23 protein-coding genes are annotated in these 22,495 nt (G+C 72.2%); 14 read left to right on the top strand and 9 right to left on the bottom strand.

All coding sequences use genetic code 11. From position 1 onward, the window contains the following. Both scy and mce read right to left on the bottom strand, forming a co-directional pair. A partial coding sequence (gene scy / locus ACIGO8_RS01570; protein ID WP_399724245.1) for a polarized growth protein Scy occupies positions 1-3,021 on the bottom strand: 3,021 nt, incomplete at its 3' end. Between the two features lie 211 nt (positions 3,022-3,232). Next, positions 3,233-3,685, bottom strand: coding sequence for a methylmalonyl-CoA epimerase (gene mce / locus ACIGO8_RS01565; RefSeq protein ID WP_399722660.1), 453 nt, complete (start codon positions 3,683-3,685; stop codon positions 3,233-3,235). Positions 3,686-3,822: 137 nt separating this feature from the next. On the opposite strand from mce, the gene ACIGO8_RS01560 reads away from it, so the two are divergent. Next, positions 3,823-5,034, top strand: coding sequence for an acetyl-CoA C-acetyltransferase (locus ACIGO8_RS01560; RefSeq protein ID WP_399722658.1), 1,212 nt, complete (start codon positions 3,823-3,825; stop codon positions 5,032-5,034). 27 nt (positions 5,035-5,061) lie between these two features. Further along, positions 5,062-6,018, top strand: a complete 957-nt coding sequence (meaB, locus tag ACIGO8_RS01555; RefSeq protein ID WP_399722656.1) for a methylmalonyl Co-A mutase-associated GTPase MeaB — start codon at positions 5,062-5,064, stop codon at positions 6,016-6,018. A gap of 198 nt (positions 6,019-6,216) precedes the next feature. Here meaB and ACIGO8_RS01550 read toward each other — a convergent pair whose 3' ends face one another. The 4 genes from ACIGO8_RS01550 to ACIGO8_RS01535 form a co-directional block, all read right to left on the bottom strand. Beyond that, complete coding sequence (locus ACIGO8_RS01550; RefSeq protein WP_399722654.1) at positions 6,217-6,693, bottom strand: MarR family winged helix-turn-helix transcriptional regulator; 477 nt, start codon at positions 6,691-6,693, stop codon at positions 6,217-6,219. Between the two features lie 80 nt (positions 6,694-6,773). Next, positions 6,774-7,571, bottom strand: coding sequence for an AIM24 family protein (locus ACIGO8_RS01545; RefSeq protein ID WP_399722652.1), 798 nt, complete (start codon positions 7,569-7,571; stop codon positions 6,774-6,776). Beyond that, positions 7,568-8,218 (bottom strand): AIM24 family protein, encoded by a 651-nt coding sequence (locus tag ACIGO8_RS01540; RefSeq protein WP_399722650.1) that lies wholly within the window; start codon positions 8,216-8,218, stop codon positions 7,568-7,570. The genes ACIGO8_RS01545 and ACIGO8_RS01540 overlap by 4 nt, the downstream gene beginning before the upstream one ends. Continuing rightward, complete coding sequence (locus ACIGO8_RS01535) at positions 8,218-8,856, bottom strand: AIM24 family protein (protein WP_399722649.1); 639 nt, start codon at positions 8,854-8,856, stop codon at positions 8,218-8,220. The genes ACIGO8_RS01540 and ACIGO8_RS01535 overlap by 1 nt, the downstream gene beginning before the upstream one ends. A gap of 108 nt (positions 8,857-8,964) precedes the next feature. On the opposite strand from ACIGO8_RS01535, the gene ACIGO8_RS01530 reads away from it, so the two are divergent. The 4 genes from ACIGO8_RS01530 (at position 8,965) to ACIGO8_RS01515 (ending at position 10,714) form a co-directional block, all read left to right on the top strand. Next, positions 8,965-9,309 carry a DUF3817 domain-containing protein gene (locus ACIGO8_RS01530; RefSeq protein WP_399722648.1) on the top strand — a complete coding sequence of 115 codons (345 nt, stop codon included), beginning with the start codon at positions 8,965-8,967 and terminating at the stop codon, positions 9,307-9,309. Next, a complete protein-coding gene (locus ACIGO8_RS01525; RefSeq protein WP_399722646.1) occupies positions 9,306-9,599 on the top strand; it encodes an MTH1187 family thiamine-binding protein in 294 nt (97 codons plus the stop codon). The genes ACIGO8_RS01530 and ACIGO8_RS01525 overlap by 4 nt, the downstream gene beginning before the upstream one ends. A 201-nt stretch (positions 9,600-9,800) precedes the next feature. Then, positions 9,801-10,067 (top strand): hypothetical protein, encoded by a 267-nt coding sequence (locus tag ACIGO8_RS01520; protein WP_399722645.1) that lies wholly within the window; start codon positions 9,801-9,803, stop codon positions 10,065-10,067. Next, the gene (locus ACIGO8_RS01515; RefSeq protein ID WP_399722643.1) at positions 10,064-10,714 is read left to right on the top strand and encodes a TetR/AcrR family transcriptional regulator; all 651 of its coding nucleotides are present in this window, start codon (positions 10,064-10,066) and stop codon (positions 10,712-10,714) included. Before ACIGO8_RS01520 ends, ACIGO8_RS01515 begins: the two co-directional genes overlap by 4 nt. Here ACIGO8_RS01515 and ACIGO8_RS01510 read toward each other — a convergent pair. Beyond that, a complete protein-coding gene (locus ACIGO8_RS01510; protein ID WP_399722642.1) occupies positions 10,695-11,678 on the bottom strand; it encodes a DUF5937 family protein in 984 nt (327 codons plus the stop codon). The genes ACIGO8_RS01515 and ACIGO8_RS01510 overlap by 20 nt on opposite strands. 72 nt (positions 11,679-11,750) lie before the next feature. On the opposite strand from ACIGO8_RS01510, the gene ACIGO8_RS01505 reads away from it, so the two are divergent. The 4 genes from ACIGO8_RS01505 to ACIGO8_RS01490 all read left to right on the top strand — a co-directional run bounded on the left by ACIGO8_RS01505 (position 11,751) and on the right by ACIGO8_RS01490 (position 15,710). After that, positions 11,751-13,019: an MFS transporter gene (locus tag ACIGO8_RS01505; protein WP_399722640.1), complete on the top strand. Its 1,269-nt coding sequence runs from the start codon at positions 11,751-11,753 to the stop codon at positions 13,017-13,019. Between the two features lie 9 nt (positions 13,020-13,028). Next, positions 13,029-13,538 carry a MarR family winged helix-turn-helix transcriptional regulator gene (locus ACIGO8_RS01500; RefSeq protein WP_399722638.1) on the top strand — a complete coding sequence of 170 codons (510 nt, stop codon included), beginning with the start codon at positions 13,029-13,031 and terminating at the stop codon, positions 13,536-13,538. Between the two features lie 65 nt (positions 13,539-13,603). Beyond that, positions 13,604-13,936, top strand: a complete 333-nt coding sequence (locus tag ACIGO8_RS01495) for a DUF3817 domain-containing protein (protein ID WP_399722636.1) — start codon at positions 13,604-13,606, stop codon at positions 13,934-13,936. A gap of 73 nt (positions 13,937-14,009) precedes the next feature. Further along, positions 14,010-15,710: a methylmalonyl-CoA mutase gene (locus tag ACIGO8_RS01490; RefSeq protein ID WP_399722634.1), complete on the top strand. Its 1,701-nt coding sequence runs from the start codon at positions 14,010-14,012 to the stop codon at positions 15,708-15,710. Positions 15,711-15,817: 107 nt separating this feature from the next. On the opposite strand, the gene ACIGO8_RS01485 is transcribed toward ACIGO8_RS01490, so the two are convergent. Further along, positions 15,818-16,444: a TetR/AcrR family transcriptional regulator gene (locus ACIGO8_RS01485; RefSeq protein WP_399722632.1), complete on the bottom strand. Its 627-nt coding sequence runs from the start codon at positions 16,442-16,444 to the stop codon at positions 15,818-15,820. 262 nt (positions 16,445-16,706) lie between these two features. Between ACIGO8_RS01485 and ACIGO8_RS01480 the strand changes: the two genes are divergently transcribed. From ACIGO8_RS01480 to ACIGO8_RS01465, 4 genes are all read left to right on the top strand, one after another. Next, positions 16,707-17,672, top strand: a complete 966-nt coding sequence (locus ACIGO8_RS01480) for a tetratricopeptide repeat protein (protein ID WP_399722630.1) — start codon at positions 16,707-16,709, stop codon at positions 17,670-17,672. A gap of 602 nt (positions 17,673-18,274) precedes the next feature. Beyond that, the gene (locus ACIGO8_RS01475; protein WP_399722629.1) at positions 18,275-18,931 is read left to right on the top strand and encodes a DUF6230 family protein; all 657 of its coding nucleotides are present in this window, start codon (positions 18,275-18,277) and stop codon (positions 18,929-18,931) included. Positions 18,932-19,055: 124 nt separating this feature from the next. Continuing rightward, positions 19,056-19,640, top strand: a complete 585-nt coding sequence (locus tag ACIGO8_RS01470) for a DUF6114 domain-containing protein (protein ID WP_399722627.1) — start codon at positions 19,056-19,058, stop codon at positions 19,638-19,640. After that, positions 19,630-20,925, top strand: coding sequence for a hypothetical protein (locus ACIGO8_RS01465; RefSeq protein WP_399722626.1), 1,296 nt, complete (start codon positions 19,630-19,632; stop codon positions 20,923-20,925). Before ACIGO8_RS01470 ends, ACIGO8_RS01465 begins: the two co-directional genes overlap by 11 nt. 111 nt (positions 20,926-21,036) lie before the next feature. Here the strand turns inward: ACIGO8_RS01465 and pyk are convergent, their stop codons facing one another. After that, positions 21,037-22,467, bottom strand: coding sequence for a pyruvate kinase (pyk, locus tag ACIGO8_RS01460; protein ID WP_399722624.1), 1,431 nt, complete (start codon positions 22,465-22,467; stop codon positions 21,037-21,039). Positions 22,468-22,495: the final 28 nt, after the last annotated feature.

Below are 22,495 nucleotides of genomic sequence, written 5' to 3'. Positions count from 1 at the left end.
GTCGAGGACCTGCTCGCCGTCGGCGCGGGCGGCGGCCCGCAGCGCCTCGGCCTCGGCCTCGCCGTCCGCCTTGACCTGCTCGGCCTCGGCGAGCAGCCGCTCGGCCTCCGCACCGATCCGCTCGGCCTCCGCCGTCGCCTCGGCGATCAGCGTGTCCGCCTGCTCGGCCGCGTCCGCGCGCCGCTTGTCGGCGGCCTCGCGCGCCTCGTCGAGGACCCGCGACGCCTCCTCGCCGATCCGCTCGGCCTCGGCACGGGCCTCGCCCACCACGGTCTCCGCCTGCGCGGCCGCCTCCGAACGGATCCGGTTGGCGTCCTCGCGGGCGTCCGCGCGGGTGCGGGCCGCGTCCTGCTCGGCCGAGGCCAGCGCGTCCGTGGCCTCCGTCCGTACCCGCTGCGCGTACTCGGCGGTGTCCGTCCTCAGCTTCTCCGACTCGGCGAGGGCGTCCGCGACGGTCCGCTCCGCCAGCGCCTTCGCCGCCTCGGACTCCTCCTGGGCGCGCTCACGGGTGCGGTTCGCGTCCTCGGTGGCCCGCTCCCGCTCCTCGTACGCGTCGGCGCGGACCCGGTCCGCCTCCTCCTGCGCCTCGGTACGGGTGCGCTCGGCCGCGTGCTCGGCCGCGCTGCGCAGTCCGGCGATCTCCTCCTCGGCCGTCTCGCGCAGGCCCGCGACCGAGTCGCGTACCTCCTGCGCGGTGTGCTCGGCCGCCGACACCATCTCCGTGGCGCGGGCGTCCGCCTCCTCGACCAGGCGCTGCGCCTCGGCCTGCGCCTCCTCGACCCGCTTGCGGGCCGAGGCGAGGAGGTCCTCGCTCTGCTCGCGGGCGAGTTCGCGCTCCCGCCCGGCCTCGGAACGCGCCGAGTCCAGCGTCTCCTCGGCCTCCCGGCGGCGCCGGTTGGCCTCCTCCTGCGCGGCGGCCAGCGCCTCCGCGGCCTCGGCGGCGACCCGCTCGGCCGCGGCCGCGGCCTCGGCCCGCACCCGGTCGGCGGTCTCCTGGGCCTCCGACTTCAGCCGCTCCGCCTCGGTCTCGGCCTCCTCGCGCAGCGCCGTCGCGGCGGCCTCCGCCTCGGACCGCGCCGTCGACGCGTCCGCGGCGGCCTCCGAGCGCAGCCGCTCGGCCTCGGCCTCCGCCTGCGCCTGGAGCGTACGGATCCGCTCGGCGGCCTCCGTCCGCAGCCGCTCGGTCTCCTCGGCGGCCTCGCGCCGGATCCGCTCGCCCTCGGCGCGCGCATCCGTCAGCTCCTCGCCGGCCGACGCCAGCTTCGCCTCCGCCTCGGTGTGCAGCCGGGTCAGCTCTTCGGCCGCCTCCGCCTGCCGGGCCGCGGCGGCCCGCTCGGCCTCCTCGCGCAGCGCCGTGGCCGCGGCCTCCGCCGCCTCCTTGACCGACTCGGCCTGCTCCTCGGCCTCCGCCCGCATCCGCTCGGCCTCGGCGCGGGTGCGCTCCAGCGTCTCCTCGGCCTGGGTGCGCAGCGTCTGCGCCCGCTCCATGGCCTCGCCGCGCACCCGCTCGCTCTCGGCGCTCGCGCCGGCGCGCAGGTCCTCGGCGTCCGTACGGGCCTTGGTGAGCAGCTCCTCGGCGGTCCTGGCCGCCTCCTCGATCTGCTGCACGGCCTCGCGGCGGGCCTCGCCGCGGATCCGCTCGCCCTCGGCGATCGCCTCCGCACGCAGCTGCTCGGCCTCGCCGCGCAGCCGGCGGGCCTCCTCCTGCAGCTCGACCGTCTTGGCGCGGTACTCCTTGGTGTCGTCCTTCGCCGAACCGAGCAGCTCGTCGGCCTGCTCCTCGGCCCGCGAGCGCAGCCGGTCGGCCTCCGTCTCGGCCTCGCGGCGGATCCGCTCGGCCTCCTCGGACGCCTTGCGGGTGGTCTCCTGGGCGTCCTGGGACGCCTTGGTCAGGACCTCCTCGGCCTGCCGGGCGGCCTTGGCGAGCGCGGCGGCGGAATCCTCCGCGGCGGCCGTACGGGCCTTCTCGGACGCCTCCGAGACCAGCTTGTCGGCCTGGGCGGTCGCCTCGCGCAGCTTCTCCTCGGCCTGCTCCTTGAGGGCCTCGGCCTCCTTGGTGGCCTCGCCGACCAGCCGGGCGATCTCCGTCTTGGCGGTGCGGGTGCGCTGCTCGTTGACGGACTCGGCGGTGGCGATCTGCTTGGCGGCGGCGTCCTTGGCCTCGGCCAGGGTCCGCTCGGCCTCCGCGCGGGCCTCGCGCAGCCTCTCCTCGGCCTCCTGGACGCGCAGCTCGGCGGCGCGCGACAGCTCGGTGGCCTCGCGGCGGGCCTGCTCGGTCTCGGCCGCGGTCGCCGAACGCAGCTGCTCGGCGTGGCTGGTGGCCTCCTGCGCCTGGCTGGAGGCGGCGCCGAGCAGCCGCTCGGCGTCCTTGCGGGCGCGCAGCAGAATCGCTTCGGCCTCGGCCCTCGCCGCCTCCGCCTCGGAACCCACCCGGCGGCGGGTCTCCTCGGCGATCCGGGCGGCCTCGGCGCGCGCGGCGGCGAGCGACTGCTCGGCCTCGGCGCGGGACTCCTCCATCAGGCGCCGGGCCTGGGCCTCGGTGCGGGCCCGCAGCTGCTCGGCCCACGCCACGTTCTCGTTGACGTGCGACTCGACGGTCTGGCGGCGCTCGTTCAGCTCCTGGTCGAGCTGCTGCCGGCGCTGCACGGCCTCGGTGTGCAGCTCCGCCTGGAGGCGGGCCTGCTGCTCGGCGTGCTCCTGGAGGATGCGCTGGGTCTGGGCGCGGGCCTCGCGCAGCTCGCGCTCGGCGTCCTGGCGCAGCTGCTCGGCCTGCATCTGCGCGTTGCGCAGCATCTGTTCGGCCTGATAGCCGATGTCCGCGCTGTCGTAGGCGGGCCGGGTCGCGATGGTGCGACGGGCCTCGTGGAGCTTGGCGCGCAACACCTCGACCTGGTAACCGAGGTCCTCGGCGTGCTGGACGGCCTTCTCCCGCTCGGTCTTCAGCCGGTCCATCTCGGCTTCGAACCGCGAGAGATGGTCGTCTTCAGCTCGGTGGCTCTCCTGGCGTTCGTAGCCCCGCACTGCGCGGTCCATCCTTCCCCGAGCTCTCCGAGCAGGGGAGACCCCAACCCTGCTCGTAACTCCAACGAGCACCGTTCAACCGACAGAACGGCCCCCCGGGGAATCGTGGCAGATCGGACGACCCCGACATCCCGACTTCGGCGCCGCGCGCGCACGGCTCCGACCGGCCCCGGCCCGGAGTGGCCACTCTACCGGGCCGGGAATCCGGAGGTCAGTGCTCCGCTGAGGAGTGGTCAGCCGACGGCTCCGCCGAGGTGACCAGTTCCGTCAGGACACCGTGGCAGTCCTTGGGGTGCAGGAAGGTGATGCGGGAGCCCATCGAACCGATCCGCGGCTCGTCGTAGAGCACCCGGACACCCTTCGAACGGATGGCGTCGGCGTCGCCGTCGACGTCCGCCGTGCCGAAGGCGATGTGGTGGACACCCTCGCCGTTCTTGGCCAGCCACTTGCCCACCGCGGAGTCCTCGCGGGTGGGCTCCAGGAGCTGGAGGTAGGAGGCGCCGCCGTCCGAGGTCTCGTTGATCTTGAGCATGGCCTCGCGGACGCCCTGCTCCTCGTTGACCTCCTCGTGGAAGACCTCGAAGCCGTACGTCGCCCGGTAGAACTCCACGGTCTTGTCGAGGTCCCGGCAGGCGATCCCGATGTGGTCGATTCGCGTCAGCATGCCTCCAGTGCAGCGCCGTCCGGATGGTTACGCAACGTGCGCGCGATCACACCGGCAGGCCGGTGACCCGGCGCGCCACGGCTCAGTACATTGGCGGTAAACCCTCGTTCACTCCTCATCCCAAGGGGCCGTGCCTCATGTCTGGAACGACCGGTACCACCTCAGTGATCGTCGCGGGCGCCCGCACGCCCATGGGTCGCCTGCTCGGCTCGCTCAAGTCCTTCTCGGGCGCCGACCTCGGCGGCTTCGCCATCAAGGCCGCCCTGGACCGTGCCGGCATCGGCGGCGACCAGGTGCAGTACGTGATCATGGGCCAGGTGCTCCAGGCCGGCGCCGGCCAGATCCCCGCCCGCCAGGCCGCCGTCAAGGCCGGCATCCCGATGAGCGTCCCCGCCCTGACCGTCAACAAGGTGTGTCTGTCGGGTCTCGACGCCATCGCGCTCGCCGACCAGCTGATCCGCGCGGGCGAGTTCGACGTCGTCGTCGCCGGCGGCCAGGAGTCCATGACCAACGCCCCGCACCTGCTGCCGAAGTCCCGCGAGGGCTACAAGTACGGCGCCATCGAGATGCTCGACGCCATGGCGTACGACGGCCTCACCGACGCCTTCGAGGGCATCGCCATGGGCGAGTCCACCGAGAAGCACAACACCCGCCTGGGCATCCCGCGCGAGGTCCAGGACGAGATCGCCGCCCTCTCGCACCAGCGCGCCGCCGCCGCCCAGAAGAACGGCGTCTTCGAGGCCGAGATCACCCCGGTCGAGATCCCGCAGCGCAAGGGCGACCCGGTCGTCTTCTCCCAGGACGAGGGCATCCGCGCCGAGACCACCGCCGAGTCCCTCGGCAAGCTCCGCCCGGCCTTCGCCAAGGACGGCACCATCACCGCCGGCTCCGCCTCGCAGATCTCCGACGGCGCCGCCGCGGTGGTCGTGATGAGCAAGGCCAAGGCCGAGGAGCTGGGCCTGGAGTGGATCGCCGAGATCGGCGCCCACGGCAACGTGGCCGGCCCGGACAACTCGCTCCAGTCGCAGCCCTCCAACGCCATCCTGCACGCCCTCAAGAAGGAGGGCCTGGGCGTCGAGGACCTCGACCTCATCGAGATCAACGAGGCCTTCGCCGCGGTCTCCCACCAGTCGATGAAGGACCTCGGCGTCACCCCCGAAAAGGTGAACGTCAACGGCGGCGCCATCGCGCTCGGCCACCCGATCGGCATGTCCGGCGCCCGCCTGGTCCTGCACCTGGCCCTGGAGCTCAAGCGGCGCGGCGGCGGCGTGGGCGCGGCGGCCCTGTGCGGCGGCGGCGGCCAGGGCGACGCGCTGATCGTGCGCGTTCCCGGCGTTCCCGGAAAGTAAGTCACCTTCACGCAAGGAGCAGCGCACATGGTGGACGTCCCCGCACTGGTCGCCCAGGCACGGGAGGGCCGGCCGCGCGCCGTGGCCCGGCTGATCTCGCTCGTGGAGGGTGCGTCCCCGCAGCTGCGCGAGGTCATGGCGGCGCTGGCCCCGCTGACCGGCGGCGCCTACGTGGTGGGCCTGACCGGCTCGCCCGGTGTCGGCAAGTCGACCTCGACGTCGGCGCTCGTCTCCGCGTACCGCCGGGCCGGCAAGCGGGTCGGCGTGCTCGCCGTCGACCCGTCGTCGCCGTTCAGCGGCGGCGCGCTGCTCGGTGACCGGGTGCGGATGTCGGAGCACGCCTCCGATCCCGGCGTCTACATCCGCTCCATGGCCACCCGCGGCCACCTCGGCGGGCTCGCCTGGTCGGCCCCGCAGGCCATCCGCGTCCTGGACGCGGCCGGCTGCGAGGTGATCCTGGTGGAGACCGTCGGCGTCGGCCAGTCCGAGGTGGAGATCGCCTCCCAGGCCGACACCTCGGTGGTGCTGCTCGCGCCGGGCATGGGCGACGGCATCCAGGCCGCCAAGGCGGGCATCCTGGAGATCGGCGACGTCTACGTGGTCAACAAGGCCGACCGGGACGGCGCCGACGCCACCGCCCGCGAGCTCAACCACATGCTGGGGCTCGGCGAGGCCCGCGCCGCCGGCGACTGGCGGCCGCCGATCGTGAAGACGGTCGCGGCGCGCGGCGAGGGCGTCGACGAGGTCGTGGAGGCCCTGGAGAAGCACCGCGCCTGGATGGAGGAGCACGGCGTCCTGGCGGAGCGCCGCCGGGCCCGCGCCGCCCGCGAGGTCGAGACGATCGCGGTCACGGCCCTGCGCGAGCGGATCGGCGACCTGCACGGCGACCGCCGGCTCGACGCGCTCGCCGAGCGCATCACGGCCGGCGAGCTCGACCCGTACGCGGCCTCCGACGAGCTGGTCGCGAGCCTGACGGGCAACTGACCGCCGACGCCCGTACGGCCGCCGTACGGAGCCGCGAGGCGCGGCAGGACGCGGCAGGCCCGGCAGGGCGCGGCCAGGCCTGGCAGGGCACGGCAAGGCACCGCGAGCGACGGAAGGGCCCGGCACCTCGTGCGAGGTGCCGGGCCCTTCCGCTCGTGCGCGTGCGCGTCTGTCCGCGACCCGCGGCCCGCGGCCGCCCTAGGGCTTGCCCCTGCGGCCGCGCAGCTGCTCGGCGACCGGCTTCAGCGACTCGTGGAGGTCGCCGAGGGCCTCGGGGCTGAGCTGGTCGATGAAGTGCTTGCGCACCGACTCGACGTGGTGCGGCGCGACCTTGTGCATGGTGGCCATGCCCTGGTCGGTGAGCACCGCGTACAGACCGCGCCGGTCCGACTCGCAGTTCTCCCGCCGGACCAGGCCGGCGTTCTCCATCCGGGTGATCTGGTGCGAGAGCCGGCTCTTGGACTGCAGCGTCGCCGTCGCCAGATCGCTCATCCGCAGGCGGCGTTCCGCCGACTCCGAGAGGTTCACGAGGATCTCGTAGTCGTTCATCGTCAGGCCGAAGGGCTGGAGGTCCTTCTCCAGCTGGTACGTCAGCATTCTGTTGACGTCCAGATAGGTGCGCCAGGCGCACTGCTCGGCGTCGGTGAGCCAGGGGGTGGCCGTCTCGGTCTCCATGTATGGATTCTACCTAAGAAGTTGAATACTTGACGAATTCTGGGAGTGTGTTCGACGCGTCACGCTCCGCAGACTACCGCTCACAGGCCGAAGCGACGCTGCAGGTCCCCGAGCTGACCGGGAAGGCGCGGTACGGATCCCAGCGGACCTTGGCCGGATCCATGCGCTCCCGGGACGCCCTGCCCGCCCGGAACGCCCGGGTGACCACCGCCCGGTTCGCCGATCGCGCGCTCCGGCATCAGCAGCTCCGTGGACTGCAGCAGCACCGTGCCCGCCCCGACGAACTCGAACTGGTGCTCCTCGCCCGAGGTGCCGCCGATGCCCGTCAGCGCCCGTACGCCGCCCATCACGCCGGTCAGATACCCGTGGTCGTAGTGATGGCACGGGGACGGGCAGTCGGCCCAGCCGACCAGCGCCTGCGGGTCGACGCGCAGCGGCGGCTCCATGAAGACCACCGGGCCGTTCGAGGCGGCGACGAACTTGCCCGTGCCGATGAGGGTGACGAAACCCGGCACGATCGACTGCTTCAGCGCCAGCGACGGCTGGTAGGCCAGCAGATTGCCCGACCGGATGGTCAGGTTTCCCTCGTCCAGGTCGTACGAGTTCACGTCGAAGGCCCGGTCCGCGAGCAGCATCTTCCCGCTGCCCTCGGCCACCACCCAGTCGCTCGCGTGCAGCGGCGAGTGGAAGGAGGTGCGCACCAGTCGGTCGAGCCGGCCGTGGCCGATGCCGTTGAACTCGATCCGCCCGTAGTAGGCGATCATCTTGCCCTTCTGCAGGAACCACTGGGAGCCCTTGAGCTCCACGCAGAAGGTGTACGCGTTGACGTTGTCGTCGCTCGGCAGCGAGTGCGGGTCGAGCACCACGGGACCGGTCACAGCTTTTCCTCCGAGGCCTGGACGTACACCGCACCGCTTCCGCTCAGCTCCAGCTGGAACGCCTCGCCCGAGCCGCGGCCCACCATGTCGCGCCAGCCCAGCGCGGTGGACAGCTTGTTGCGGACGTCGCCGTGGTGGGCGACGTACGCCTGGGGATCGACGTGCACCGGACGGCCGGGCGTGATCGGCAGCTCGATGACGCCGCCGTGCGCCATCACGGCCACCGAGCCGCGGCCCTTGAGCGTGGTCGTGAACAGGCCCTGGCCGGTGACCTGGCCGCGCACCATGCCCATGACGCCGCCCTGCGAGCCCATGAACATGGTGCCCTGCTCCAGGGTGCCGTCGAAGGCGAGCAGGCGGTCGGCCTCGACGTACAGCGTGTCGCCGGTCAGTTCGATCACCTGGATGTGGTGACCGCCGTGCCCGAACATCACCGTCCCGCTGCCCTCGACCGTCATCAGCGGCGTGGCCTCGCCGGCCACCCGGCGGCCGATCATGGACATCAGGCCGCCCTGGCCGCCGGCGATGTTCGGCGTGAAAGTGACGTCGCCGCGGTAGGCGAGCATCGCGCCACGCTGGCTGAAGAGTCGCTGTCCCGGGACGACCTGGGCCTCGACCATCTTGGAGTTGATCTCGCGGAACGGCATCAGACGTCACCTCCGATCGTGTTCCGCTCGCTCGGCTGCACGTACACGAGCCCGTCGCCCTCGAAGCGGATCTGGAACGCCTCGCCGCCGCCCTCGCCCAGGAAGGTGCGGAACGTCACACCGGACTGGAAGTGCTGCTGGAGGTTGCCCTGGTGGGCGATGTACGCGCCGGGGTCGACGGACAGCGGGTACTGCGGGGTCACCCGGAGCACCACGGCCGGGCCGTCGGACATGATCGCGGCCTGGCCGCTGCCCTCGACGGTCGTGGTGAACAGACCGTTGCCGGTGGCGCCGCCGCGCAGACCGGTGAAGGTCGTTCCGGTGCGCAGGCCGGCGTCGACGCAGAGCAGATTGCTCGCCTCGACGAACAGCTTGTCGCCGTGCAGCTGGACGAGGTTGATCTCGGAGGCGCGGTCGGCGAACCAGCAGGTGCCCTGCCCGCGGACCTCCATCACCTCCATCTGCTCACCGGTGAGCCGGCGCGTCACCATGCCGCGCAGGCCCTCACCGCCGCCGGACATCTTCTTGAAGGCCATCTGGCCGTCGTAGGCGACCATGGAGCCGTTTTTCGCCTTGACGGCGTCGCCGGTCATGGACACGGCGAGCACTTTGGAGCCCTGGAGTCGGAACGTTGCCACGACAGGGAAGGTACTGGCCCCCCGGATAAAGGGACAGCAAAGTCGCCGTGCACAATGGGACGGCCCTTGTGCACCGATTCACAAGATCGAACGAAGGTGACCTCTGCCGTGGACCTCAAGACCGCCTCCTCCCTGCACCGGCTCCGGCTCGTCTCCGCGCCGGAGGCCGTGTCGTTCCTGCTGCTCCTGGTCTGCTCCGTACTGAAGCGGACGACGGAGTTCGACGCGGTGCCGGTGATGGGCACGATCCACGGCATCCTCTTCATCCTGTACGTGCTGTTCTGGCTCGACGCCTGGAACCGCACCAAGTGGGGGTTCAAGACGGCGGCGGTCTACTTCGTCCTCTCCGTCCTGCCCACCGGCGGCTTCTTCGCCGAGCGCAAGCTCAAGCGCGAGGCGGAGGCGGCGGTCATCGCCTCCCGCGCCCGTCGGGAAGGCGTGGTCAACGCATGATCGTCGCGTTCTCGGTCACCCCGCTCGGCGTGGGTGAGGAGGTCGGCGAGTACGTCGCCGACGCCGTGCGGGTGGTGCGCGAGTCGGGGCTGCCGAACCGCACCGACGCCATGTTCACCTCGATCGAGGGGGAGTGGGACGAGGTGATGGACGTCGTGAAGCGCGCCGTCGCCGCGGTGGAGGCCCGCGCCCCGCGCGTGTCGGTGGTCCTGAAGGCCGACATCCGTCCCGGCGTCACGGACGGCCTGACGAAGAAGGTCGAGACGGTGGAGCGCCACCTCGGCGCCTGACGCCTCGCGAGACGGGTGAGGGCGGTTTCGTCGGCGGTGCCGACGGCGCCGCCCTCCGTCGTGTCCGCCGGCGGTTCCGGGGTCGCCCGCGGCCGGTGGTCCGGTGCGCTCAACGATCTTGAGCGATCGATCAAAAACCGCTATCGTCCTGCCCAGGCGCCGTTTTGAGCGGTTGCTCAAGACGGGGAGGGGGGCCGACTCGTGAGGCTTTACGTCGAGGCGCGCATGGGCACCGACCTGGACCCCTTCCCGGTCGTCGCCGGCGCCGGTGTCTCCGCGGGGGAGCGCCACCGAGCCGGCGGCGACCGAGCCTTCGCGTCGGTCTTCCGCACCGCCCCGCGCGACGCCGCGCCCGAGCGGCCCCAGGCCGAGCCGCCGCGTTCTTTCCTCGCCCCGGTCCTGGCCCCGTTCCTGGCCCCGTTCCTCGCCCCGGGCCCGTGCCCCGTCCGCGAGGAGGCCCGGCCGTGAGCGCCGAGGACACCCGGCTGAGGCTCCTGGACGGCGCGCTGCGCACCCTCGTCGAGCAGGGCATCGCCAAGACCTCGGCGCGGTCCGTGGCCGCGGCCGCCGGGGTCAACCAGGCGCTGGTCTTCTATCACTTCGGCTCGGTGGACGAGCTCCTCGCCGCGGCCTGCCGGTACGGCTCCGAGCAGCGGGTCGCCCGCTACCGGCCGCGGCTGCAGGCGATCGGCAGCCTCTCCGAACTCCTGGCGTTCGGGCGGGAGATGCACGCCGAGGAGCGGGCGGGCGGACATGTCGCCGTGCTCGCGCAGCTGCTGGCCGGGGCGCAGGCCTGCCCGCGGCTCGCGCCCGCCACGGCCGCCGGGCTCGACCTGTGGATCGAGGAGATCGAGCAGGTGCTGCGGCGGGTGCTCGCCGACGGCCCGCTCGACGGGCTCGCCGACCCGGCCGGCCTCGCCCGGGCGGTCGCCGCCTCCTTCGTCGGCCTCGAGCTGTACGAGGGAGTCGACCCGGCCGGCGCCGGCGCGGCTCTCGACGCGCTCGAACACCTCGGCAGGCTGCTCGCCGCGCTCGACGGGACGCCGGCGGTCGTCCGCACGACCGTCCGGCACGCCCTGCGCCGGGCGGACTCGGCTAGCAGGCCGCCAGGGTGATGCCCAGCGGCGTCCGCTCGTACAGCACCTGGTGGCCGTAGCGGCGGGAGGTCAGCAGGCCGGCGGCGCGCAGGGTGGACAGGTGGGCGGAGACGGAGGACGGGGCGAGGCCGAGGCGGTGCGCGAGCGCCGAGGTGCCGGCCGGCTCGTCGAGGGCGCACAGGACGTCGGCCCTGGCCCGGCCGAGGAGCCGGGCGAGCGCCTCGGGCGTCCGCTCGCGCGGCTCGGTCCACAGCCCGCCGATGCCCCGCGCCGGATACGCCACCGTCGGCTGCCACGGCGGGTCGAAGCCGCTCACCACGTCCGGCCAGATGAAGACCGAGGGCACCAGGACCAGGCCCTGGCCGGCCAGGGCGCGGGCGTGCTCGCCGTGATAGTCGACGGTGAGCGTCGCGGTGTCCTCGGCCCAGCCGAACGCCGGGTGCAGCTCGGCGAGCAGCCGCTCCAGACCGCCCTCCGCGAGGCGCCGCGAGTGGTAGGCCACGTCCGCCTCCAGAAGCGCGCGCAGCCGCGGCCACTCCGGCGCGATCAGCACCTCCCAGGCCCGCTCCAGCAGGTCCGCGAGGCGTTCCAGCGAGCCGGCCGGATCCGCGAGCATCCGCCGGCCCTCCGGGCTGCCGGCCGCGCCCGGCGTCTCGGCGAGCGCCCGCGCGAAGTCGTCGGCGGCCAGGGCGGGAGGCGTCCGCCGTACGGCCGCGAGCTCCTCCTCGAAGGTGGCGGCGGGCCCGATCGGCGGCGGATAGAGACAGTCCGGGCTGTGGCCCTGGAGCGGCATCAGCAGCTGCAACGGCGCCAGGTCCACGCTCTTGGCCGCCGCGGCGATCCGCCGCAGCCAGGGCAGGTGATAGCCCTGCTTCCGCGGCCGCGCGAGCACCCGCACCGCGCTGTGCGTCTCCCACAGCGGCGAGATCGCGAACCGGATCCGCAGCGGATCGGCCTCCCCGAAGTGCAGGTGGTACGGCACGCGCAGGCTCCCGACTTTCGGCTGGAGCCGAAAGTCTAGAGCGGGCACCCGGGCCCGGGCACGCTGCCTGCCATGTCCCCGAACGACACCCGGGCGGGCGCGGCGGTGCCGGCGCCGCCGGACGCCTCACCCGGCTACCACGCCGTCTTCGCCGTACGCGAGTTCCGCATCGTCTTCGTCGCCCACCTCTTCTCGCTCCTCGGCGTCGTCGTCAGCGAGCTCGCGCTCACCGTCCTCGTCTACGACCTGACGCGCTCGCCGCTGATGTCCTCGCTCACCTTCGCGCTCGGCTTCCTGCCCTACCTCCTCGGCGGCACCCTGCTCGCCGGCGCCGCCGACCGGGTCCCGCCGCGGCGGATCCTCGTCGTCTGCGACCTGATCTGCGCCGGCTGCGTCGCGCTGATGGTCGCGCCCGGCACTCCCGTCGCCGCGCTGCTCGTGCTCCGCTGCGCCGTCGCCGTCGTCTCGCCCGTGTTCCAGGGCACCCGCACGGCCACGCTCGCCGACATCCTCGGCGAGGGCGACCTGTTCGTCCTCGGCCGGTCCCTGCTGCGGATCGTCTCGCAGAGCGCCCTGCTCGCCGGCTTCGCGGTGGGCGGCCTGCTGCTCACCGTCGTCCCGCCGCGCGGCGCCCTCGTGATCACCGCCGCCACCTTCGCCGCCTCCGCGCTGCTGATCCGCTTCGGCACCGTCCGCCGTCCCGCCCGGGCCGCCGCCGGCGGCCGGCGCGAGGGGCTGCGTGCCACCTGGGGCGTGCTGCGGGACCGGCGGATCCGCGCGCTGATGCTGATGTTCTGGGTGCCGCCGCTGTTCGCCGTCGTGCCCGAGGCGCTCGCCGCGCCGTACGCGGACGAGATCGGCGTCTCCACCGCGGCCCTCGGCCTGCTGATGTGCGCGCTGCCGGTGGGCACGATCGGCGGCGAGCTGCTCGCCGGGTCCGCCCTGGGCGCGGCCGCGCGGGCGCGGATCGTGCTCCCGCTCGTCGTCACCGGCGTGCTGCCGTTCCTGCTGTACGCCGTCGCGCCGGGCGTCGCCGTGGCGGCCCTGGCGCTCTTCCTGGCCGGCGCCACCGGTGCGTACACCCTCGGTCTGGACGCCTGGTTCGTCGCCGCCGTGCCCGAGGACGGGCGGGGACGGGCGATGACGCTGATGACCGCGGGCATGATGACCGCGCAGGGCGTCGGCATGGCCGCGGCCGGCGTCGCCGCCGAGTTCGCCGCCGTGCACGTGGTCGTGGCCGGCACCGGCGTCGTCGGCACGCTCGCACTGGTCCTGCTGGCCCTGGAAGTGCGGGCGACCGAAAGGCGAGACGCGGCTGACCGTCATATGACCAGTGGGTAAGGTCGACGCGTGCCGAAGCCGCTCAGTCTCCCCTTCGATCCGATCGCCCGCGCCGACGAACTCTGGCAGAAGCGCTGGGGCCCGGTGCCCTCGATGGCCGCGATCACCTCGATCATGCGCGCCCACCAGATCCTCCTGGCCGAGGTGGACGCCGTGGTCAAGCCGTACGGGCTGACCTTCGCCCGCTACGAGGCGCTGGTGCTGCTGACCTTCTCCAAGGCCGGCGAGCTGCCGATGTCCAAGATCGGCGAGCGGCTCATGGTCCATCCCACCTCGGTCACCAACACCGTCGACCGTCTGGTGCGGTCCGGGCTGGTCGACAAGCGGCCCAACCCGAACGACGGCCGCGGCACCCTCGCCTCGATCACCGAGAAGGGCCGCGAGGTGGTCGAGGCCGCCACCCGCGACCTGATGGCGATGGACTTCGGGCTCGGCGCCTACGACGCGGAGGAGTGCGCCGAGATCTTCGCGATGCTGCGGCCGCTGCGGGTCGCGGCGCACGACTTCGACGAGGGCTGAGCGGGCCCGCAGAGCGGGCGGCCCCGGCGGAAGATCGCCCGGAACGTGCCGTTACGCTCGTAGCCATGAAATCCAGCGTGCTGACCCGCTACCGCGTCATGGCGTACGTGACCGCGGTCATGCTCCTCATCATGTCCGCGTGCATGGTCGCCAAGTACGGCTTCGGCGTCGGCGAGGACCTGACCTTCGCGGTCTCCCAGGCCCACGGCTTCCTCTACATCATCTATCTGGTCTTCGCCTTCGACCTGGGCTCCAAGGCCAAGTGGCCGGTCGGCAAGCTCCTGTGGGTGCTGCTCGCCGGGACGATTCCGACCGCCGCGTTCTTCGTCGAGCGCAAGGTGACCCGCGAGACGCTTCCGCTGGTCAGCGCCGAGGAGCCGGAGCCGGTCGAGGCCTGAGGATTCACCCCCGCACGGATGTGCGGGGGTTTCCCATCGACATTTACTAGGACGTCCTAGTAAATTCGAAGGTATGGACGCTGACGCCATCGAGGAAGGCCGCCGTCGCTGGCAGGCCCGTTACGACAAGGCCCGCAAGCGCGACGCCGACTTCACCACGCTCTCCGGCGACCCCGTGGAGCCGGTCTACGGGCCGCGGCCCGGGGACACCTACGAGGGGTTCGAGCGCATCGGCTGGCCCGGTGAGTACCCCTACACCCGCGGTCTGCACCCGACCGGATACCGCGGCCGGACCTGGACCATCCGCCAGTTCGCCGGCTTCGGCAACGCCGAGCAGACCAACGAGCGCTACAAGATGATCCTGGCCGCCGGCGGCGGTGGCCTCTCGGTCGCCTTCGACATGCCGACCCTCATGGGCCGCGACTCCGACGACCCGCGCTCGCTCGGCGAGGTCGGCCACTGCGGCGTCGCCATCGACTCCGCCGCCGACATGGAGGTCCTCTTCAAGGACATCCCGCTCGGCGACGTCACGACCTCGATGACGATCTCCGGCCCCGCCGTCCCCGTCTTCTGCATGTACCTGGTCGCCGCCGAGCGCCAGGGCATCGACCCGGCGGTCCTCAACGGCACGCTGCAGACCGACATCTTCAAGGAGTACATCGCGCAGAAGGAGTGGCTCTTCCCGCCCGAGCCGCACCTGCGCCTGATCGGCGACCTGATGGAGCACTGCGCGGCGAGCATCCCCGCGTACAAGCCCCTGTCGGTCTCCGGCTACCACATCCGCGAGGCCGGGGCGACGGCCGCGCAGGAGCTCGCGTACACCCTCGCCGACGGCTTCGGCTACGTCGAGCTCGGCCTGTCCCGCGGCCTGGACGTGGACGTCTTCGCGCCGGGCCTGTCGTTCTTCTTCGACGCCCACGTGGACTTCTTCGAGGAGATCGCCAAGTTCCGCGCCGCCCGCCGGATCTGGGCCCGCTGGATGAAGGAGGTCTACGGCGCCAAGACCGACAAGGCGCAGTGGCTCCGCTTCCACACCCAGACCGCCGGTGTCTCGCTGACCGCCCAGCAGCCGTACAACAACGTCGTACGGACCGCGGTCGAGGCCCTCGCGGCCGTGCTCGGCGGCACCAACTCGCTGCACACCAACGCCCTCGACGAGACGCTCGCGCTGCCCAGCGAGCAGGCCGCCGAGATCGCGCTGCGCACCCAGCAGGTGCTCATGGAGGAGACCGGCGTGGCCAACGTGGCCGACCCGCTGGGCGGCTCCTGGTACGTCGAGCAGCTCACCGACCGGATCGAGGCCGACGCCGAGAAGATCTTCGAGCAGATCAAGGAGCGCGGACTGCGCGCCCACCCGGACGGCAAGCACCCGATCGGCCCGATCACCTCCGGCATCCTGCGCGGCATCGAGGACGGCTGGTTCACCGGCGAGATCGCCGAGTCGGCCTTCCGCTACCAGCAGGCCCTGGAGAAGGGCGAGAAGCGGGTCGTCGGCGTCAACGTGCACCACGGCTCGGTCACCGGCGACCTGGAGATCCTGCGGGTCAGCCACGAGGTCGAGTGGGAGCAGGTCCGCGTCCTCGGCGACCGCAAGGGCCGCCGTGACGAGGCCAAGGTCAAGGCCTGCCTGGACGCCATGCTGGCGGCGGCCCGGGACGGCTCCAACATGATCGCGCCGATGCTCGACGCGGTCCGCGCGGAGGCCACGCTCGGCGAGATCTGCGACGTGCTGCGCGAGGAGTGGGGCGTCTACGTGGAGCCGGCCGGCTTCTGACGCGCCGCCGGTCTCCGTCAGGCCGTCGTACGGGACGCTCCTCGTTCCGTACGGCGGCCTCGCCGCGTCCGCGGGCCCTTCGCCCGTCGCCTGTCGGGAGCCGCTCGTCAGGAGTCGGCCGCCGCCGCGAGCCCGCCGAGCAGCAGTGCGGTCAGGCGCTGCACCCACGCCTCGTCGACCGGTTCGGCGCTCACCAGCGCGCGGTGCACCACCGCGCCCGCGACCACGTCGAAGATCAGGTCGTCGACGGCCGCCACGGTCGACGGGTCGCGCTCCTCGGGGAGTTCGCCGCGCGCCTGGGCGCGCTGGCGGCCCTCCAGGACCAGCCGCTTCTGGCGGTCGACGATCGAGGCGCGGATGCGTTCGCGCAGCGGCTCGTCGCGGGTGGACTCGGCGACCACGGCCATCAGGGCGGTCTTGGTCTCGGGGCGTTCGAGGAGCGCCGCGAACTGCAGGACGACGTTCTCGATGTCGGCCTGGAGGGAACCGAGGTCGGGCAGTTCGAGTTCGTCGAAGAGGACGGCGACGGCGTCCACGACCAGTTCGTTCTTGTTGCCCCAGCGCCGGTAGAGGGTGGTCTTGGCCACCTTGGCCCTGGTCGCCACGTCGCCCATGGTCAGCTTCGACCAGCCCAGTTCCACCAGAGCCGCCCGGGTCGCCTCCAGGATGGCCGTGTCGGCCTCTGCGGAACGGGGGCGTCCGGTTCGACTGCGGGAACGGGTGCGGCTACACATGGGGCTCGACCATACCCGTCAGTAGGTATTGCGCCAGAGTCCGGTGATGTGAGCCAGTTCACGTGACCGTTCGCCTCCCCTCCGGCCCCGCCGCCATTACGCTACGACCCGTAGCGAAAGGCTTCACCGGCCCCTCGCGACAACCACCGCGCCGGGTGGGGACCCGGCGCACCCGAACAGTGGACCGTGTCGTCCCGCCCGCGGACGGCAGGGTTCGGCCATGGCTTGCCTGTTACGCGCGCGGAGGGGGGAGGATGTAGGCATGCAGCCCCGAAACATGTCCATGAGCGGCGTCGTCGACCTCGCCGCGGTGAAGGCGGCCGGCGAGGCCAAGGCGAAGGCGGAGCAGGCGCGCGCCGAGGCCGCCCGGCACGGCGGGACGGCCGCCGTCGCACCCTCCGCCCTGGTGATCGACGTCGACGAGGCGGGCTTCGAGCGCGATGTGCTCCAGCGGTCCGCCGAGGTCCCGGTCGTCATCGACTTCTGGGCCGAGTGGTGCGAGCCCTGCAAGCAGCTCGGCCCCCTCCTCGAGCGCCTCGCCGTCGAGTACAACGGCCGCTTCCTGCTCGCCAAGGTCGACGTCGACGCCAACCAGATGCTGATGCAGCAGTTCGGCATCCAGGGAATTCCGGCCGTTTTCGCGGTGGTCGCCGGTCAGGCGCTGCCGCTCTTCCAGGGCGCGGCCCCCGAGGCGCAGATCCGCCAGACCCTCGACCAGCTGGTCCAGGTCGCCGAGGAGCGCTTCGGCCTCACCGGTCTCCAGGTGGACGCCGACGCCGACCCGGGCGCCCCGGCGCCGGTGCAGGCCGGCCCGTACGACGCCCTGCTGGAGGCGGCCATGTCCGCGCTCGACGCGGGCGACCTGGCCGGCGCCGTCCAGGCGTACAAGAACGTGCTCGCCGACGACCCGGAGCACCCGGAGGCCAAGCTCGGTCTCGCCCAGGCCGAGCTGCTCGCCCGGGTGCAGACGGCGGACCCGGCCCAGGTGCGCAAGAACGCGGCCGACGACCCGGCCGACGTCGACGCCCAGATCGCCGCCGCCGACCTCGATCTGGTGGGCGGTCATGTCCAGGACGCCTTCGGGCGGCTGGTGGAGACGGTGCGCCGCACCGTGGGCGAGGAGCGCGACCGGGCGCGGCTGCGGCTGCTGGAGCTGTTCGAGGTGATCGGCCCCGAGGACCCGCGGGTGACCGCGGCCCGGCAGGCGCTGGCCCGGGTGCTGTTCTGACCGGATCGCGTCGCCCGGGCCTTCCGGCCCGGGACGATTTGGCGACACAGTGACAATCGGCAGCCGCGTTTTACCAAAACTTGGTAATCGCGGCTGCTGTTACTTGCAGTAAATCGAACCCGGATTTCTGTCCGCATTTCTCCTTCCTCATCACCCTTTGTCGCGCCACCCGGCGGCACCCTGCGTTGCCGCCCGGTACCGGGGTGTCGTCCCGTGGTTATCGGGCCGTTACTAGCCAGTAACGAACCCCCTTGTGCGGGCGCCCGTAATGGACCACGATCGGCGACGCTCGGTCCGACACCGCACCAGCCCGGCACACCCGCCGACTGCGCGCGGCGAAGGGTCCCCACCGAGCGGGCCGGCGGCCCCGCCGCCGGTCGTGGACAGGGGGGTTCCTGCTCTCACCGGCAGGGCCTGTCCAATCCGGCCGCGCCCACCGCGCGGCCAGTGGTTGTCGCTCGGGGGTGATCGCCGGTGATTCGGACGCGCGTCGTGCCGCCTGAGCCCTCGGCGCTCTCCTTCCCGAGGACGTAGCACTTCTCCCATCCCAGGACGGGCCCTGGGCCCATCCGGAGATGTACGTCCGAGAAGGAGGAATTCTCATGAAGTCCCAGGTTCGTGGCGGGACCAGATGGAAGCGGTTCGCCGTCGTCATGGTGCCGAGCGTGGCCGCGACGGCCGCGATCGGTGTCGGCCTGGCTCAGGGCGCGCTCGCCGCGTCCTTCAGCATCTCCGGCCAGGAGTTCAAGGTGAAGGCCGACAGCCTCGTCGGCAACGACTTCGTCCAGTACGGCAGCGTTGACGCCGGCAAGGACCTCGAGGGCAAGGACTTCGCGGCTCCGGTCGCGGTCTCCGGCTTCTCCGAGGCCTGGATCACCAACATGTGCCAGTCCGTGGTGACGCCGAACGTCCCGTTCGTCGGCGACGTGACGCTGCAGCTCAAGGCCGGCACCGAGGGCGCCAAGGACGACTCGAAGAAGGTCTACGCGAAGAACATCTACCTGGATGTCTCCTCGCTGAAGACCGACGCCGAGTTCGGCAACATCGACATCGGTGTCGCCGCGGGCAACCTGGCCAAGTCGCCGGGCAAGCCGGGCATCCAGCCGAACACCAAGGCCAACCCGTACGGTTTCGGCCAGCGCGCCGAGACGGCGAAGCTCAGCAACGTCGAGCAGAAGGCGTGGGCGACCACCGCCGGCACCTTCAAGCTGCCCGACCTCGACCTGTCGCTGCACCGCGGCAAGGTCGAGTGCTTCTGACGCCGAGGTCCGTCCAGGACTGACGCCCAGGGTGCGGGGCCGTGCGAGCGGCCCCCACCCGCGGCCGTCCGCGGCATTTCCTCACATCTCTTCTCAGCAACACCGCTTTCAGGGAGCTGTTTCCATGAGCGCCGAGTCCACTGCTTCCAGCGGAGTCCCCCAGGAGAACCGGTTCCGTGTCTGGCGCCAGACCCGGCCCTTCTGGGCGGGCCTGTTCACCATGCTCGGCGGCGTACCGATCGCCTACCTCCCGTACGGGGACATGCGCCTCGGCAACATGACGCTCGCCATGGCGACGACGGCCGGCGCCGGTGCGCTGATCATCGGTGTCCTGCTCGTCACGCTCGGCCTGACGATGTGGTTCCAGCCCGTCGTCCGGGTCTTCGCGGGTGTCGCGGCGATCGTCCTCGGGCTCATCTCCATCCCCGTGTCGAACTTCGGCGGACTCGTCGTCGGCTTCCTCTTCGCCCTCGTCGGCGGCGGCATGTCCGCCTCGTGGGCCCCGGCCGCGCCGGCCGCGGAAGAGACCGAGGAGCCCGAGGAGACCGAGGAGGCGCCGGAGAAGGCCGGGTACACCGAGGCCCAGACCGCCCCGGGCGAGCACATGCACGACGGCACGACGCGGCCCGTGATCCCGCCGCAGGGGTCCGAGGCGCCGGTGGCCGGGACGACGATCGAAGCCAACGGCGGGAGGCACAGTGCGGGGTGACGAACTTCAGTCGGAAGGGACGGCGAGAGGACCGCGCCACGCGGCCCCCCGCAAGTCCTTCCTGAACAAGATCCACGTCCCCGCAGGCAAGGCGATGGCCCTCGCGGCCATGCCCACCGCGGTGCTCGTGGGCATGGGCCTGGCACCCCGGCTCGCCCTCGCCGACGACAGCAAGGACATCCCCTTCGCCCCCGGCCCGTGCGTCACGCGCTCGGACGAGCCGACGGCCGAGGAGACGGCCACGCCCGACGCCACCAAGAGCCCCCGGCCGACGGCGACCCCGAGCGCGACGGACACCCCGGCCGGCACGCCCGGTCCGGAGTCCTCCGCGACCGCCACGCCCAAGCCGACGGAGACCTCCGGCGCGACGGGCCAGAAGCCGGCGACGGCCCAGGCGCCCGCTCCCGGCGCGACCACCGCGCCCAAGCCGGCCCCGACGCCCACCAAGTCGGTCAACCCGCTCGACCCGCTGGGCGTCGGCGACGCGCTCAAGGACCTGTTCGGCGGCACGAAGACGACGCCGCCCGCCCCGTCCCCGACCGCGACCGAGCCGCCCGCGACCCAGGCACCCGCACCGAAGCCGACGGCCGGCACCGGCAGCCCGGACACCCCGGACGCCCCGAAGCAGACGACGCCGCCGAAGACCGGCACCTCGGACGACGACCCGGTCGACAAGACCAAGGACGCCATCAAGGCCGCCGCCGACAAGGCCGGCGCCACCACCGAGGAGCTCGCCGACTCCGCCAAGGGCCTCGACGCCAAGAAGGACGAGGACATACCCGACGGCGCCAAGCCGCGCTTCCCGTGCCCCGAGCCCGACCCGGAGGCGCTCGCCGCCGCGGACCTGGAGCCCGGACTGCCGCTGCTGCCGGACGAGCCGTGGCGGCTCGAGACCTCGCTGCTCACCCTGCGGGGCCTCGACTACAAGGGCATCGTCGAGGTGAAGACCGGCAGCGGGAAGATCAAGAAGGTCCTCAAGTTCACCGCGGACGAGGTGGACATCAAGGACCTGCACCAGCTGACCGTGCACTCCGACGGCCTGACCGGCCACGTCCGCTCCGACAAGGGCTCGACGTCCACGATCCGGCACGGCACGGTGACCATGTACACGGAGGAGCTGAAGGGCAACCTCTTCGGCCTCATCCCGGTCACCTTCAGCCCCGAGACCCCGCCGCCGCTCAACGTGCCCTTCGCCTTCTTCTCCAACGCCACGGTGAAGCAGGCCGGCCAGTTCGGCGGCACGCTCAAGGTGCCGGGCCTGCGCAACACGATCGAGCCCAGCTGAGCCGCGTACGGCCCTGAGGGCCACCGGGACCACTCCGGGAGCCGCACAAGGCGAAGCCCCCGCCCCTCCGAGGAGGGACGGGGGCTTCGTCGTACGTCGTGCCCGGCCGGGTCAGTCGCGGCCCGCGCCGCCCAGGTGGTGCACCCGCACCATGTTGGTGGTGCCGGGGACGCCGGGGGGCGAGCCGGCGGTGATGACCATGACGTCGCCGGCGTTGAAGCGCTGCATCTTCGCCAGCTCCGCGTCGACCAGGTCGACCATCGCGTCGGTGTTGTCCACGAACGGGGCGAGGAAGGGCTCGACGCCCCAGCTCAGCGTGAGCTGGTTGCGGGTCGACTCGTCCGTCGTGAAGGCCAGGATCGGCTGCTCCACGCGGTAGCGGGACAGCCGGCGGGCGGTGTCGCCGGACTGGGTGAAGGCGACCAGCGCCTTGCCGCCGAGGAAGTCGGCGATCTCGGCGGCCGCACGGGCGACCGAGCCGCCCTGGGTGCGCGGCTTCTTGCCCGGGACCAGCGGCTGGAGGCCCTTGGAGAGCAGCTCCTCCTCGGCCGCCGAGACGATCTTCGACATCGTCTTGACGGTCTCGATCGGGTAGGCGCCGACCGAGGACTCGGCGGACAGCATGACCGCGTCCGCGCCGTCCAGGATCGCGTTGGCGACGTCGCTCGCCTCGGCGCGGGTCGGCCGGGAGTTGGTGATCATCGACTCCATCATCTGGGTGGCGACGATGACCGGCTTGGCGTTGCGGCGGCACATCTCCACGAGGCGCTTCTGCACCATCGGGACGCGCTCCAGCGGGTACTCCACGGCGAGGTCGCCACGGGCCACCATGACGGCGTCGAAGGCGGCGACGACGTCCGCCATGTTCTCGACCGCCTGCGGCTTCTCCACCTTGGCGATGACGGGGACCCGGCGGCCCTCCTCGTCCATCACCTTGTGGACGTCCTTGACGTCGTTGGCGTCGCGCACGAAGGACAGGGCCACCATGTCGCAGCCCATGCGCAGCGCGAAGCGGAGGTCCTCGACGTCCTTCTCGGACAGGGCCGGGACGTTGACCGCCGCGCCGGGCAGGTTGATGCCCTTGTGGTCGGAGATGACACCGCCCTCGATGACGACGGTCTTGACCCGCGGGCCCTCGACCTCCACGACCCGCAGCTCGACGTTGCCGTCGTTGATCAGGACCTGGTCGCCCTTCGAGACGTCGCCCGGCAGGCCCTTGTACGTGGTGCCGCAGATGGACTTGTCACCGGGGACGTCGTCGGTGGTGATGGTGAACTCGTCACCGCGCACCAGCTCGACCGGGCCCTCGGCGAAGGTCTCCAGACGGATCTTCGGGCCCTGGAGGTCGGCGAGCACGCCGACGGCGCGGCCGGTGTCCGCCACCGCCCTGCGGAGACGGTCGTACCGCTCCTGGTGCTCTGCCTGGGTTCCGTGGCTCATGTTGAATCGGGCCACGTTCATGCCGGCCTCGATGAGAGCCTTCAGCTGCTCATAGGAGTCGACGGCGGGGCCCAGCGTGCAGACGATTTTGGAACGGCGCATGAGGCGGATCCTATCGGTTTGTTTCACT

The organism is Streptomyces sp. NPDC053493 (assembly GCF_044544825.1).
GTDB lineage: Bacteria > Actinomycetota > Actinomycetes > Streptomycetales > Streptomycetaceae > Streptomyces.
This window is presented reverse-complemented; position numbering and strand designations above follow the sequence as displayed.

Bases quoted from the DNA above. Each gene is read 5' to 3' on its own strand.
- ACIGO8_RS01550 (WP_399722654.1), bottom strand. From the start codon at position 6,693: ATGGAGACCGAGACGGCCACCCCCTGGCTCACCGACGCCGAGCAGTGC.
- ACIGO8_RS01490 (WP_399722634.1), top strand. From the start codon at position 14,010: ATGGACGCTGACGCCATCGAGGAAGGCCGCCGTCGCTGGCAGGCCCGT.
- meaB (WP_399722656.1), top strand. From the start codon at position 5,062: ATGGTGGACGTCCCCGCACTGGTCGCCCAGGCACGGGAGGGCCGGCCG.
- ACIGO8_RS01475 (WP_399722629.1), top strand. From the start codon at position 18,275: ATGAAGTCCCAGGTTCGTGGCGGGACCAGATGGAAGCGGTTCGCCGTC.
- ACIGO8_RS01505 (WP_399722640.1), top strand. From the start codon at position 11,751: ATGTCCCCGAACGACACCCGGGCGGGCGCGGCGGTGCCGGCGCCGCCG.
- pyk (WP_399722624.1), bottom strand. From the start codon at position 22,467: ATGCGCCGTTCCAAAATCGTCTGCACGCTGGGCCCCGCCGTCGACTCC.
- ACIGO8_RS01480 (WP_399722630.1), top strand. From the start codon at position 16,707: ATGCAGCCCCGAAACATGTCCATGAGCGGCGTCGTCGACCTCGCCGCG.
- ACIGO8_RS01485 (WP_399722632.1), bottom strand. From the start codon at position 16,444: ATGTGTAGCCGCACCCGTTCCCGCAGTCGAACCGGACGCCCCCGTTCC.
- ACIGO8_RS01560 (WP_399722658.1), top strand. From the start codon at position 3,823: ATGTCTGGAACGACCGGTACCACCTCAGTGATCGTCGCGGGCGCCCGC.
- ACIGO8_RS01525 (WP_399722646.1), top strand. From the start codon at position 9,306: ATGATCGTCGCGTTCTCGGTCACCCCGCTCGGCGTGGGTGAGGAGGTC.
- ACIGO8_RS01470 (WP_399722627.1), top strand. From the start codon at position 19,056: ATGAGCGCCGAGTCCACTGCTTCCAGCGGAGTCCCCCAGGAGAACCGG.
- ACIGO8_RS01540 (WP_399722650.1), bottom strand. From the start codon at position 8,218: ATGCCGTTCCGCGAGATCAACTCCAAGATGGTCGAGGCCCAGGTCGTC.
- ACIGO8_RS01495 (WP_399722636.1), top strand. From the start codon at position 13,604: ATGAAATCCAGCGTGCTGACCCGCTACCGCGTCATGGCGTACGTGACC.
- mce (WP_399722660.1), bottom strand. From the start codon at position 3,685: ATGCTGACGCGAATCGACCACATCGGGATCGCCTGCCGGGACCTCGAC.